Origin of the sequence: Pseudidiomarina aestuarii (genome assembly GCF_048263735.1) — a bacterium.
In the GTDB taxonomy this organism is placed as follows: Bacteria; Pseudomonadota; Gammaproteobacteria; order Enterobacterales; family Alteromonadaceae; genus Pseudidiomarina; species Pseudidiomarina aestuarii_B.
In genome coordinates this window covers 382,339-396,069 of the sequence record NZ_JBLXDX010000003.1, presented here as the reverse complement: position 1 = coordinate 396,069, position 13,731 = coordinate 382,339, and the positions used below count along the sequence as shown (strand labels likewise).

13 protein-coding genes are annotated in these 13,731 nt (G+C 47.9%); 7 read left to right on the top strand and 6 right to left on the bottom strand.

Annotated features, from left to right (window positions below):
- Positions 1 to 2: 2 nt before the first annotated feature.
- From yidC to rpmH, 4 genes are read right to left on the bottom strand one after another with little or no spacing between them, the layout of a single operon-like run.
- Positions 3 to 1,682, bottom strand: a complete 1,680-nt coding sequence (gene yidC, locus ACN0S4_RS08985; protein ID WP_417657348.1) for a membrane protein insertase YidC — start codon at positions 1,680 to 1,682, stop codon at positions 3 to 5.
- Positions 1,683 to 1,700: 18 nt separating this feature from the next.
- Positions 1,701 to 1,967, bottom strand: coding sequence for a membrane protein insertion efficiency factor YidD (gene yidD, locus ACN0S4_RS08980; RefSeq protein ID WP_417657347.1), 267 nt, complete (start codon positions 1,965 to 1,967; stop codon positions 1,701 to 1,703).
- Positions 1,889 to 2,293, bottom strand: a complete 405-nt coding sequence (gene rnpA / locus ACN0S4_RS08975; RefSeq protein ID WP_417657346.1) for a ribonuclease P protein component — start codon at positions 2,291 to 2,293, stop codon at positions 1,889 to 1,891. The genes yidD and rnpA overlap by 79 nt, the downstream gene beginning before the upstream one ends.
- Before the next feature lie 14 nt (positions 2,294 to 2,307).
- Entirely contained in the window at positions 2,308 to 2,442 is a 135-nt protein-coding gene (gene rpmH / locus ACN0S4_RS08970) for a 50S ribosomal protein L34 (RefSeq protein WP_169930837.1), read from the bottom strand.
- 299 nt (positions 2,443 to 2,741) lie between these two features.
- Between rpmH and dnaA the strand changes: the two genes are divergently transcribed.
- From dnaA to gyrB, 4 genes are all read left to right on the top strand, one after another.
- Positions 2,742 to 4,136, top strand: coding sequence for a chromosomal replication initiator protein DnaA (gene dnaA / locus ACN0S4_RS08965; RefSeq protein ID WP_417657345.1), 1,395 nt, complete (start codon positions 2,742 to 2,744; stop codon positions 4,134 to 4,136).
- An 85-nt stretch (positions 4,137 to 4,221) separates the two neighbouring features.
- Positions 4,222 to 5,322, top strand: coding sequence for a DNA polymerase III subunit beta (gene dnaN, locus ACN0S4_RS08960; protein ID WP_169930835.1), 1,101 nt, complete (start codon positions 4,222 to 4,224; stop codon positions 5,320 to 5,322).
- 21 nt (positions 5,323 to 5,343) lie between these two features.
- Positions 5,344 to 6,426, top strand: coding sequence for a DNA replication/repair protein RecF (gene recF / locus ACN0S4_RS08955; RefSeq protein ID WP_417657344.1), 1,083 nt, complete (start codon positions 5,344 to 5,346; stop codon positions 6,424 to 6,426).
- An 11-nt stretch (positions 6,427 to 6,437) separates the two neighbouring features.
- Positions 6,438 to 8,858: a DNA topoisomerase (ATP-hydrolyzing) subunit B gene (gyrB, locus tag ACN0S4_RS08950; protein WP_417657343.1), complete on the top strand. Its 2,421-nt coding sequence runs from the start codon at positions 6,438 to 6,440 to the stop codon at positions 8,856 to 8,858.
- 119 nt (positions 8,859 to 8,977) lie between these two features.
- Here the strand turns inward: gyrB and glyS are convergent, their stop codons facing one another.
- The gene (glyS, locus tag ACN0S4_RS08945) at positions 8,978 to 11,047 is read right to left on the bottom strand and encodes a glycine--tRNA ligase subunit beta (RefSeq protein WP_417657342.1); all 2,070 of its coding nucleotides are present in this window, start codon (positions 11,045 to 11,047) and stop codon (positions 8,978 to 8,980) included.
- A gap of 3 nt (positions 11,048 to 11,050) precedes the next feature.
- Complete coding sequence (gene glyQ, locus ACN0S4_RS08940) at positions 11,051 to 11,956, bottom strand: glycine--tRNA ligase subunit alpha (RefSeq protein WP_417657341.1); 906 nt, start codon at positions 11,954 to 11,956, stop codon at positions 11,051 to 11,053.
- An 82-nt stretch (positions 11,957 to 12,038) separates the two neighbouring features.
- Here glyQ and ACN0S4_RS08935 point away from each other — a divergent pair, with 82 nt between their 5' ends.
- The 3 genes from ACN0S4_RS08935 to tusA all read left to right on the top strand — a co-directional run bounded on the left by ACN0S4_RS08935 (position 12,039) and on the right by tusA (position 13,577).
- Positions 12,039 to 12,647 (top strand): DNA-3-methyladenine glycosylase I, encoded by a 609-nt coding sequence (locus ACN0S4_RS08935; protein ID WP_417657340.1) that lies wholly within the window; start codon positions 12,039 to 12,041, stop codon positions 12,645 to 12,647.
- Between the two features lie 45 nt (positions 12,648 to 12,692).
- A complete protein-coding gene (locus ACN0S4_RS08930; protein ID WP_417657339.1) occupies positions 12,693 to 13,172 on the top strand; it encodes a GNAT family N-acetyltransferase in 480 nt (159 codons plus the stop codon).
- A gap of 156 nt (positions 13,173 to 13,328) precedes the next feature.
- Entirely contained in the window at positions 13,329 to 13,577 is a 249-nt protein-coding gene (gene tusA / locus ACN0S4_RS08925) for a sulfurtransferase TusA (protein WP_417657338.1), read from the top strand.
- Positions 13,578 to 13,731 lie beyond the last annotated feature (154 nt).

The following is a 13,731-nucleotide window of genomic DNA, read 5'->3' as shown; positions in this document are numbered from 1 at the left end:
GTTTACTTCTTACGGCGTTCCATCATGCCTTTCTTTTCCAATCCTGAGTAAATCCACTGCATTTGCGCAATGGTGATCAGGTTGCTCGCCAACCAGTACAATACTAGACCGGATGGGAACCACAGGAAGAAGAAAGTAAAGATAACCGGCATATATTGCAGCAATTTCTGCTGCATTGGATCCGTTGCAGGCGTTGGTTGCAGGCGCTGCATGAAGAACATCGATACACCCATCAGAATTGGCAGGATGTAGTACGGGTCTTTCGCCGATAAATCCTCAATCCAGAGGAATAGTGGCGCATGACGCAATTCCACACTTTCTAGCAGTACCCAGTAAAGCGCTAAGAAAATAGGTAATTGCAGCAACATGGGTAAACAACCCCCAAGAGGATTCACTTTTTCCTCTTTGTAGAGCTTCATCATGGCTTGTGACATCTTCTGACGGTCGTCGCCATGACGCTCACGCAGAGCCGTCATTTTCGGCTGGATCATCCGCATTTTCGCCATCGACACGTACTGTGCTTTGGTTAACGGATATAACAGCGCCTTTATGATGACGGTCACAACAATAATTGCTAGACCCCAGTTGATCACTAAGCTTTGAACCAACTGTAGTAATTTGAAGATTGGTTGCGCTAACCACCACAAGAAACCGTAGTCGACCGTTAGGTCGAGGTCTTCAGCCACCAGTGCCATCGCATCTTGGTCTTTTGGACCAATAAAGAGTGTTGAAGTGATCTCAGCCGTCGCACCAGGCGCAACCATAGTGGTTGGATACAACATGCCCATAATGGCTTGGTTACCGCCAATAACCCGCGAGAACAGTTGCTTAGTGCCTTCAGAGCGAGGCACCCAAGCGGATACAAAATAGTGCTCCAACATCGCAACCCAGCCCGTGTCAGTGGCACGATTAAGGCGCTGATCTTGCATATCGTCAAAAGCATATTTTTCATAACGGTCTTCGTCCCACGAGTAAGCACCACCGCGATAGGTTGGCATCATCATGTTGCCTGAACCTTCAATGATCACTTGCTTCAGCTGAGCATAAAACTGCATTTGCTGGTGTGCATCCGTATTGTTTTGGATACGGTATGACACGTCGACAGCATAAGAACCTGGGGTAAAGGTGAACACTTTCTCAAAGACGGTCCCGTTATCAGCAGTGTAGGTCATTGGAACTTCAAGCGTACCGCCATTCGATTCGTATTGATCTTGTTCCACGTAGAACACCGGGCGACCGTCAGCTGAATCGGTACCATTAGTTCCTACTAACCCAGATTGTGCGACATAAAGCTCAGCGGGATTAGCATGTAATAATTGAAAACGTGCCGCAGAATCTTGAGTGCGTGCAAATTGGGTCAATTCGGCACTGACGATGTCACCACCGCGGGTGTCAATCATCACATCGAGAACGTCAGTCACAACACGTACTTGGCGTGAGCTCACTTCAGCAGTTTCGGGAGTTGCAGTGCTGGCATTTGCCGCTGGAACCGAATCATCGGTCATCGCTTCTGGAACTGCTGCATCTGATGATGTTGCTGCAGGAGTATCCGAAGACGTTTGCTGCTGGATTTGCTGTGGTTGCTGAATTCCGGCTGGTGCCGTTTCAACTAACCAGCTTTGGTAGAGGAAAAAGCTCACTACCAAAAATGCAATAAACAAAATGGAACGTGGCGAATTCATAAGTCCTTCGTCTCTGTTTTACTTCGTCTTGTTTTTGTCCGATACAGGTTCGGTACCTGGAACCGGGTCGAAACCGCCGGGATGACCCGGGTGGCACTTTGCTATCCGTTTACTGGCAAGCCAGAAGCCTCGCATCATACCATGCTTTTGGATAGCTTCTATGGCGTACTGCGAACAGGTTGGCGAAAACCGACAACGCGGGCCAATCAGCGGACTGATGACGAGCTGGTAGAGTCGGATGCAGCCGATAGGTATTGCGCGCAACGCTTTGCTAAGGTTCGCCATAAATAATCCAAACGCTGTTGCAGAATGTCGTTGTCGATATCGGTGATACCGCTTTTCGCAATAACGATGATGTCGAACGCAGGTATTTTATGCTGTTTCAGTCGAAAATTCTCGCGAATCTTACGTTTCAGTCGATTTCTATCAACTGCTCGTTTCGCACGTTTTTTAGAAACAGTGACGCCTAGCCGAGGATGGCCATATGAATTGGGTTTTGCAAGCATGGTGAGTTCGGCCGTGACGGCTTTCACCGGGGGATTTTCGAAGACGTACTGAAACTGACTGGGAGTTAACAGTCGTAACTCCCGTCCGTATGCAAGCTGCTTCAATGCAAGCTGCTTTATTAAGCAGACAGGCTGTGACGGCCCTTGGCACGACGACGAGCCAAAACTTGGCGGCCGTTTTTAGTTGCCATACGAGCACGGAAACCGTGAGTGCGCTTGCGCTTTAATACGCTTGGTTGAAATGTTCTTTTCATGACGTTAATCCGTAATCGGGTTGCCTAAAATTAAGAGCGCGAATTCTATCGGTTGTTGGGACTAAAGTCAACGCAAAAAGCTATCCACATTTTGTGGTTGAGAATGATTCGTAGTGTGGATAAATAGTCAGCAGACTGTCGCATATTTTTGCCCGAACGCTAGCGATCGCGTGCCATTTTCAGTAGAATCGAGAGAACTAAAACAATGGATCTAGACGTTGTTGTTACTCACTTTCAGTGGGCGTTTAGAGACCTAACACCAAGCAGATAATGATAACGATTAAAGCAGGGAGACAGGTGTGAATAAATCGCTTTGGCAACAGTGCGCCGATCGGCTGCAAGGCGAATTGTCGACACAGCATTTCAATACCTGGATCCGTCCTTTGCAGGCGGACCTCAAGGATGACACGCTTACGCTATTTGCTCCTAATATGTACGTTGTTGATTGGGTGAAAGATAAGTATCTCAATTTGATCAACGATTACTTGAGTGACCTCGTCAAAGACAAAGGCGGACGTACACCCAATGTAGCGTTCTCAGTGGGTGGCGTTGAAGGCAACAGCAATAACAATGCGAAGCCAACTCCTATTCGGCGTTCATCGACGGTGGGTTCATCGCCTATCCCCTCACGTCGCCAACCATGGGATCAAGAGGATTCGCCGGCTCCGGCATTCGAGTGCAATATTCATCCTGAATATACCTTTGATAACTTCGTTGAAGGTAAGTCGAATCAACTCGCGCGCGCTGCCGCATTGCAGGTTGCTGAGAATCCAGGTGGAGTTTACAACCCGCTATTTGTGTACGGTGGTACCGGTTTAGGTAAAACTCACTTATTGCATGCAGTTGGCAATGCCATCATGACGCACAAAAAGGACGCTAAGGTTTTTTACATGCGTGCTGAACGATTTGTGCAAGACATGGTAAATGCGATCAAAAACAACTCCATTAACGAATTCAAACGGTACTATCGGTCTGTTGATGCGTTATTGATAGATGACATCCACTTTTTTGCGAATAAAAAGGGTTCTCAAGAGGAATTCTTCCATACTTTCAATGCGTTACTCGAAGGTAACCAGCAAATTATTATGACCAGCGACTTATACCCAAAAGAAATTGAAGGGGTAGAAGATCGGTTACGGTCGCGATTTGGCTGGGGTTTGACCATTGCGATTGAGCCGCCTGAGTTAGAAACACGGGTAGCGATTTTGATTCGTAAAGCGCAGGAACGCGGCATCACGTTACCTCATGAAGTCGCATTTTTTATTGCGAAGCGTTTGCGCTCGAATGTTCGTGAATTGGAAGGCGCACTAAACCGCTTAGCCGCTAACGTCAACTTGACCGGTCGTCAAATCACGATCGACTTTGTGCGTGAGGCGTTGCGAGATTTGATTGCGGCGCAAGAAAAGTTAGTCACCATAGAGAACATTCAGAAAACAGTTGCTGAATATTACAATATTAAAATGGCGGACTTACTGTCGAAACGCCGCAGTCGTTCTGTCGCGCGGCCGCGTCAGTTGGCCATGGCACTGTCAAAAGAATTGACGAACCATAGCTTGCCGGAAATTGGTGATGCGTTTGGCGGTCGCGACCATACGACGGTTTTACATGCGTGTCGAAAAATACAAGAGTTGAAAGACGCGCAACATGATATAAAAGAAGACTATCGGAATTTAATTCGGACGCTATCAGCATAAGCTGACTGAATGAGCTGAATAGCATTCAATAAGATTAGAACGACTCCAAAGAGAGCAACGAATCGACCAACAGGGGAATGTGGGGATGAAATTTACCATCAGCCGTGATGCTTTTTTAAAGCCACTTCAAGTTGTAAGCGGAGCCGTAGAGCGCCGTCATACTATTCCGATTCTATCGAATGTACTGATTCAGGTACGCGATGGACACGCGCGATTAACAGGAACCGACTTAGAAGTTGAGTTGGTGTCGACCTGTGATATTGCTACCGGCGACGAAGGTGAAGTCACGGTTCCCGCTAAGAAGCTGGTGGACATTGTTCGAAGCCTGCCTGATGGTGCCATGGTTGAATTTAGCGCCTCGGCTGACAAAGCAACGATTAAGTCGAGTCGAAGCAAGTTCACATTGGCAACACTGCCGGCTGAAGATTTCCCGAACATTGACGATTGGGATAGTGATATTCAACTCGTTACCAGTCAGTCGATTCTCAAAGACTTAATGGACCGCACCCATTTTTCGATGGCAAATCAAGACGTTCGCTACTACTTGAACGGTATGTTGTTTGAGACGGATACCAATATTCTGCGGACGGTCGCTACCGATGGTCATCGCCTAGCGATGAGCAGCTGCGAAATTGCGCAACCGAATCTGACCGGTCGCCAAGTGATTGTCCCACGCAAAGGTGTGATGGAATTGCTGCGATTGCTTGAAGATGACGACAGTGAAGTGAAGGTTGCTATCGGTAACAATCATATCCGTGTCGAAACTCGCGGTATTTGCTTTACCAGTAAATTGGTCGATGGTCGCTTCCCCGATTATCGTCGAGTATTGCCACAGGGTGGCGACAAAGTTGTCGTTGCTGATCGCGATATTCTTAAACAAGCCTGTATGCGTGCGTCGATTTTATCGAACGAAAAATATCGTGGTGTACGGGTTAATTTGAGTTCCGGTGAAATGTGTTTAACGGCGAACAACCCAGAACAAGAATCTGCTGAGGAAGTTATCGAGGTCGATTATCAAGGTGACAGCCTAGAGATTGGATTCAACGTGAGCTACTTGATTGACGTTTTGAATACCGTACAAGGCTCACAGGTAAAGTTAACGTTGAGCAATCCAGATGCGAGCGGCCTCGTTGAAGACAATGAAGATGACTCTGCGTTGTATGTCGTTATGCCGATGCGTTTGTAAGCTTGATTATTCGGAATCTAGATGTACTTAGAAGCCCTGGCGCTCACACAATTTAGAAATTTCGCGCAGGCGAAAATAGAGCCCGGGCAAACCATAAACCTGATTACTGGTGACAATGGTAGCGGTAAGACAAGTCTACTTGAGTCGATTTATTGTTTAGGTTTTGGCAGGTCGTTTCGTCCTGGAAGCTATCGTCAACTCATTCAGCACGACCAAAATAAGTTTACGGTTTTTGCTCGAGTGATAGAGCAATCAGGTCAGAAGCACACAGTTGGTTATCAACGCGATGAAGTTGGTGAAGTGCAACTTCGTATCGATAGTGAAAAGGAAAAGAAGTTCGCAGCGCTGGCACGAATGGTACCTGTGCAATTGATGACTCCAGAGAGCACGGAGTTGGTATTAGGTGGTCCAAAGCAGCGTCGTCAGTTTATCGATTGGGGTGTGTTCCACGTGGAACATTCCTTTTATAGCGACTGGGTGAACTTCAGTAAGATACTTAAACAACGAAATAGTCTGCTAAAAATGAGACGGTTTCAAAATGAACATGCGTATTGGGATGAACAGTTCGCAAGTCATGGTGAAAGGATTGCAGACTATCGTGAATCCTACATCAACGGTTTAAGTGAATATCTGTCCGAGCGGTTGAAAGCATTTTTGCCACAATACGATTTTATGGTTGTGTTGAAGGCGGGTTGGGATCGCTCAGGAACGTTGCTTGATGCTTTGAATAAACATCAAGAACAAGATTTACGTTATGGGCACACTACGGTGGGTCCACATAAAGCCGAGTTGCGAATTCAAGCAAACGGCGATGATGTGAAAAACATACTGTCGAGAGGACAGTTGAAGCTGTTAGTTGCAGCACTGAAACTTGTTCAGGGTGAATACTTACAGAGGCAAACTGGCGTACAATGTATCTACCTCGTTGACGATATTGCAGCTGAGTTAGATGAGCATAGTCAGAAGAAATTTTGTGATGCGTTAATGGCATCCAATTCACAGGTTTTTGTATCAGCGATAGATGTCGGAATTTTGGCAGAACTGTTTTCTAACGCAGATATCAAAATGTTCCACGTGGAACATGGAACCGTCAAGGAACAATAGAGAAGCTTTTTATGGCAGAAAACACTTACGATTCGTCCAGTATCAAAGTCCTTAAAGGACTCGATGCAGTTCGCAAACGCCCAGGCATGTACATCGGTGACACCGATGACGGTACTGGTTTACACCATATGGTATTCGAGGTTGTCGATAACTCGATCGATGAAGCGTTAGCAGGACACTGCAAAGATATACTCGTCACCATACATTCCGATGGTTCGGTATCGGTTCGCGACGATGGCCGAGGCATTCCAGTTGATATGCACGAAGAAGAGGGCGTTTCCGCTGCTCAGGTCATCATGACCGTTCTGCATGCTGGTGGTAAGTTCGACGATAACTCTTATAAAGTATCGGGCGGCTTGCATGGTGTTGGTGTATCTGTAGTCAACGCATTATCCGAAAAGCTTCAACTGACAATACGTCGTCAAGGCCATGTTTATGAACAGTTCTATAGCTTAGGTGACCCTGATACCCCATTAAAGCAAATTGGCGATACCGACAAAACCGGTACCGAAATTCGCTTTTGGCCAAGTTCAAAGATTTTCGCTGACGTAGAGTATCACTACGATATCCTCGCAAAACGTCTTCGCGAGCTATCATTCTTGAACTCTGGCGTTTCGATTATCCTACGTGATGAGCGTTCAGATCGTTCTGACCATTTTAAGTATGAAGGTGGTATTGGCGCTTTCATCGAGTATTTAAATAAGAACAAGACTCCAATTCATCAGCAAGTATTCCACTTTGCGCAAGAGCGTGAGGATGGCATTACTGTTGAAGTTTCTATGCAATGGAATGATTCGTTTAACGAAAATATTTTCTGTTATACGAATAACATTCCTCAGCGAGATGGTGGTACTCACTTAGCCGGATTCCGAGCAGCCTTAACCCGTACACTAAACTCGTACATGGAAAAGGAAGGTCTGAATAAAAAGTATAAGACCAACGCAACGGGTGATGATGCGCGTGAAGGTTTAACCGCCGTTATTTCTGTGAAAGTTCCAGACCCTAAGTTCTCTTCACAGACTAAAGACAAGCTGGTTTCTTCAGAAGTGAAGAGTGCAGTAGAACAGTCAATGAATGAGAAGTTAGCTGACTACCTGCTCGAGCATCCGAACGAAGCGAAGATTATTGTCGGAAAGATCATCGATGCTGCACGCGCGCGTGAAGCGGCTCGCAAAGCTCGAGATATGACTCGCCGTAAAGGTGCATTAGATCTTGCTGGTTTGCCAGGAAAGCTAGCAGACTGCCAAGAAAAAGATCCGGCGTTATCTGAACTGTACATAGTGGAGGGTGACTCTGCGGGTGGCTCTGCGAAGCAGGGGCGCAATCGTAAGTTCCAAGCGATTCTGCCGTTGAAAGGTAAGATCCTTAACGTCGAAAAAGCACGTTTCGATAAGATGCTGGGCTCGCAAGAAGTCGCGACATTAATCACTGCCTTAGGCTGTGGTATCGGGCGCGACGAATACAACCCGGACAAAACACGTTATCACCGCATCATTATCATGACCGATGCTGACGTCGACGGCTCGCACATTCGAACCTTGCTGTTGACCTTCTTCTATCGTCAGATGCCGGAACTTATTGAACGTGGATACATGTACATCGCTCAACCACCACTTTATAAAGTGAAGAAGGGCAAGCAAGAGCAATACATTAAAGACGAAGCTGGCTTAATTCAGTATTTAACTAGCTTGGCTTTAGACGGCGCATCGTTGCATGTGAATGCCGACGCTCCAGGAATTAGTGGTGCACACCTCGAAACTTTGGTTACCGACTATCAATTGGCGCAAAACAGCATCAAATTGAGACTCTCGCGGCGGATGCCAGAGACATTCTTGCAACGTCTTGTCTATGCACCACGATTAACCGAAGAAATGCTTAAAAATCAATCATCTATGAACTCTTGGGCAGAGACTTTGCAAGGCGACCTGACCACCCGTGAAATCAATTCAGCAACCTACACATTGCGGATTGAACATGACGCCGAGCGCAACCTGTATTTGCCGGTTGTGGTGGTTCGTCAGCATGGTGTTGATACCGATTATCCAATGAACTACGAGTTCTTGATGGGTCGTGACTACGACCAACTCGTTTCCATTGGTGAAAAGATTGATGGCCTTGTTGAGGCGGGTGGCTTTGTCCGTCGTGGCGAGAAAGAGAAACCAGTGGATGATTTCGTTGAGGCCGTTGAATGGCTCATCAACGAATCGAAGCGCGGTATCTATGTTCAGCGCTACAAAGGTTTGGGTGAAATGAATCCAGACCAGTTGTGGGAAACGACTATGGATCCAGCAACACGTCGTATGCTTCGAGTCACTATTGAAGATGCTATTGCAGCTGATCAGTTGTTCACGACGCTCATGGGTGACGACGTAGAACCACGTCGTAACTTCATCGAGACCAACGCACTGAAGGTAGCGAACTTAGACGTCTAAGAGCTAGTGAACAGTGAATAGGTAATAGTGAACAGTAAACATAAAAAAGCCCTCTCTTGAGGGCTTTTTTGTCTGTGGCTTTTTCCGTTAACTGTTCACTATTTACCGTTCACTTTCACTCAGCCATTGAGGAGCGAGATATCTGCGATTTGCAGGAACTGCTCTCGTAACTGCGCGAGTAGGGCTTGGCGATTCGCACGAACCGACGCATCATCAGCGTTGACCATCACGTTATCAAAGAATGTATCTACAGGCTTCTGTAATGCTGCCAAAGCAGTTAATGCTGCAGTGTAGTCATTCTCTGCTAGCGAAGCCTGTGCTTGCGCTGACGCGCTTGTCAGCGCATCAAATAGCTCCAGCTCTGCAGCTTCTGTTAATAACGCCTTATCAACGACCGACGGGATGGAACCGTCGACCTTGGCGAGAATGTTTCCAACGCGCTTATTCGCTGCAGCTAGAGCATCTGCTGCGGGAAGCTTACGGAATTCAGTCACAGCATGCACTCGACGGTCAAAGTCGAGCGGACGAGTTGGACGGCGTGCAAGTACCGCCTGAATCACATCGACGCTAATACCTTGTTCTTGATACCAAGAACGGAATCGTCCCAGCAAGAAATCAACCACATCAGTCTCGACTGAGTCAGAAGTCAGCAAATGACCAAAACTAGCTTTAGCAATACCAACTAACTCAGCTAAATCGAGTGACAGCTTGTTCTCAACAATGATTCGCAATAGACCAATGGCAGCACGACGCAAAGCAAACGGGTCGCGATCACCCTTAGGAATCATACCGATACCAAAGATACCAACCAAAGTATCGAGTTTATCAGCGAGTGCTACTGCTGCGCCCTCTACAGATTCAGGCAGTGCATCACCGGCAAACCGTGGCAGATAATGCTCATAAATAGCTTCAGCAACGCCGGCAGGCTCGCCGTCATTGCGAGCGTAATGCATACCCATAACACCCTGCGTTTCAGGGAATTCCAGAACCATTTGTGAGCCAAGGTCAGCCTTACACAGCAAACCTGCGCGCTGCGCGACGTCACTCTTACCGTTCAAACGCTCAGCAATGGCAGCGGCAACATGAGCAATACGGTCGCTTTTAGCTTTAATCGACCCAAGGTCTTTCTGGAACAGCACATTATCAAGGGCTGACAGTCGACTCTCTAACGTCACCTTCTTATCGGTTTCGAAGAAAAACTGGGCATCGGCAAGGCGAGGACGAACGACCTTCTCATTACCTGAGATGATCTGTTGCGGGTCTTTGCTCTCAATATTAGTGATGAAAATAAATTTCGACAGCAAGTTACCGTCTGCATCATGCAGCGGGAAGTAGCGCTGATCGTCTTTCATGGTGACGATCAATGGCTCTTTTGGTACTGCCAAAAATGACTCATTGAATGAGGCCGACAGGGCCACGGGCCACTCAACTAAGGCAGTGACTTCATCGACCAAATCTTCATCAGCGATAACATGACCGCCAAGCTCCGCCGCTAAGGCTTCAATTTTTGAACTGACGAGTGCACGGCGCTTCGCGAAGTCTGCAATAACCCAAGCCTTTTCCAACACCGCTTCGTAGTCATCAGCATGGCGGATAGAGGTGCCTTCAGGACAATGGAAACGATGCCCCTGCAATTGCGTACCCGACTGAATTTCCAGAACTTCACCGGCAATCAGAGAGTCGCCGTAAAGCATAGTGAGTGTGTGTACTGGGCGAATGAATTGCGCGTCACTATTACCCCAGCGCATCGGCTTTGGAATAGGAAGCTGCTTTAAAGCTTGTGCGACTAGACCAGGCAATACCGCCGCTAAGCTTTGGCCTTTTTGTTCGGCTTTATAGAGCAACCACTCACCCTTATCAGTGACAAGGCGCTCGGCGTCCTTCACATCGATACCATTACCACGTGCCCAACCTTGCGCTGCTTTGGTCGGTTGACCATCGGCGCCAAACGCCATTTCAACAGCAGGTCCACGCTTCTCAACAACTTTATCAGGCTGCTGCGCGGCGACATCTTTGATCTGCACCGCCAAGCGACGTGCTGATGCAAACGAGTGCACATCAGCAAACGCAAAGTCATTGGTCTTCAGTAATTCCGTGAGTCCAGAAGTAAAAGCTTCGCTTAGCCCTTTCAGTGCTTTCGGTGGCAGTTCTTCAGTTCCAATTTCTACAAGAAGAGTGTCATGTTGCACGGGTTAAGCTCCTTGCTCAACAAGAGGAAATCCAAGCGCTTCGCGCGCTGCGTAGTAAGCTTCGGCACAGCCTTTTGCCATAGTGCGCACACGCAAGATGTAGCGCTGCCGCTCGGTAACCGAAATAGCATGGCGGGCGTCTAATAGGTTGAACGCGTGTGACGCTCGCATAACTTGCTCGTAGGCTGGTAATGGCAGATTGTTCTCGAGCAGCAACTGGCATTCAGCCTCGGCTGCATCAAAACGGTCGAACAATACTTTCGTATCTGCGAACTCAAAGTTGTAGGTGGATTGTTCTACTTCATTCTGATGGAACACGTCGCCGTAGGTTATTTTGCCACGTGGGCCGTCAGTCCATACAAGGTCGTAAATACTGTCGACGCCCTGAATGTACATGGCTAAACGCTCTAAACCGTAGGTGATTTCACCTGCCACTGGCTTACATTCTAGGCCACCGACCTGCTGGAAGTAGGTGAACTGCGTCACCTCCATACCATTGAGCCAGACTTCCCAGCCCAGTCCCCAAGCACCTAACGTTGGTGATTCCCAGTTGTCTTCAACAAACCGGATGTCATGCACCAGTGGATCGAAGCCCAATAGCTTCAATGACCCAAGGTACAAGTCTTGAATATTGCTCGGAGATGGCTTCAAAATGACCTGAAACTGATAATAGTGCTGGAGCCGATTGGGGTTTTCACCGTAGCGACCATCAGTCGGGCGGCGGCATGGCTGCACATAGGCAAAACTCGCTGGCTCTGGGCCAACGGCACGCAAAAAAGTCATCGGATGAAAGGTACCGGCACCCACTTCCATATCGAGGGGTTGTACTACTGCACATCCTTGTTGCGCCCAATAATCTTGGAGCGCTAGGATGAGCCCTTGAAAGGTTTTTACATCGTAGCTGGCCATGCGGTGATCTCGCGCTGTTTTTTCTAGTAAAGTGGCGTAAATTATACCCTGTGTTGACGCTCGGTTACAGGATACCATGCAAATGACAAAACCCAACGACCACGATAACAAGACCCGCTGCAGCTGGTGCGGCTCTGATCCGCAGTATGTGGCTTATCACGATGAGGTGTGGGGGCGGCCGGTTGCCGACTCTCGCGAACTCTTTGAAAAGCTCTGTCTTGATGGTCAGCAAGCTGGTTTGAGCTGGATCACGATCTTAAAGAAACAAGCGAACTATCAACGCGCTTTTGCGGACTTTGTTCCCGAGCGAATTGTCGAGCTACCCGAGTCCTACAAGCTAGAATTAATGGAAAATGCAGGTATCGTCCGCAATCGTCTGAAAATAGAATCGATCTTCCGCAATGCTCGAGCGTATCTTGCTATGCAGGAGAAAGGGCAGGATTTTGCTGAGTTCTTATGGCAATTTAGCGACGGAACGCCGCGTATTTTCGCTCGGCAGGGCCATGACATACCGACATCAGATGCGGTTTCTGATAGCATGGCGAAAGCGTTAAAAAAAGCGGGCTTTAATTTTGTCGGCACGACTATTTGTTACGCATTTATGCAGGCTGTGGGGATGGTGAACGATCATCGTGTCGACTGTCATTGCTACGAGCCTGTATGTCAGGAAATGCGTGATTTCTCATTATGAGAAGGCCTTCATTCGTACAACTAACGAGAACTCGAAACATTGCTTATGTTAGAAATTACTTTAGCTGATTACCAGAATCCCAAGCATCGCCAAGCCGTCGTTGTCATGCTGGACGACTACGCACGTGACCCTATGGGTGGCGGCGAAGCGCTACCGGAAGCCACGAAAGAAAACTTGGTGGATGAAATGGCGAAGCGCGACTACGTGTTCTCAATTCTGGCATTTGACGACGGCGAGCCCGTTGGCATAGCCAACTGCGTTGAGGGCTTCTCAACATTTGCAGCCAAGCCAGTCATGAATATTCATGACATTGCTGTCACCGAATCGCACCGTGGCAAAGGTATCGCCAAACGCTTACTCAATGAAGTAGCCACTCTGGCAGAGTTCCGCGGCTGCGTGAAACTGACACTCGAAGTGCTACAAGGCAACGAACCAGCAAAACTGGCCTACGAAAAATTCGGCTTCAAACCCTATCAGCTCGAAGCCTCGATGGGTAAAGCCGAATTCTGGCAGAAATACCTGTAACACACGAAAAGCGTTTTTCGTTGTTCGTCCGCTGCGCTGTTCGTTGTTCGACACAACATCGTGACTGGCTACTGGCTATTAGTTACTAGAAAAGACAGATCGGGTTTTGCTAGTAGCTAGTAACTAGTAGCGGGTTTTTAGTTAGAAAGAGACGAGATGAGTGACATTGCACCTGATCCAAATATAGCTTCGTCGCTGGATACGCTGGGACTGCGTTGCCCAGAGCCGGTGATGCTAGTGCGTGTTGCCATACGTAAGCTGCAGGTGGGTGATGTGCTGGAAGTTATCGCCGACGATCCAGCCACCACGCGTGATATTCCAAGCTTCTGCCGCTTTATGGACCACGAGCTGCTAGCCGCAGAAACATCTGCTACGCCTTATCGCTACCTAATCCGCAAGCAATGATTGGCTGCGAAGGGCGTTGGTCGTTGTTCGTCCGCTGCGCTCTTCGTTGGTCGACAAAACCTCGCTATTGGCTATTGGCTACTGCTTACTCGCAAAACCCGATCTGTCTTTTCTAGTAACTAATAGCTAGTAGCCAGTTACGCTTTTAATGTTC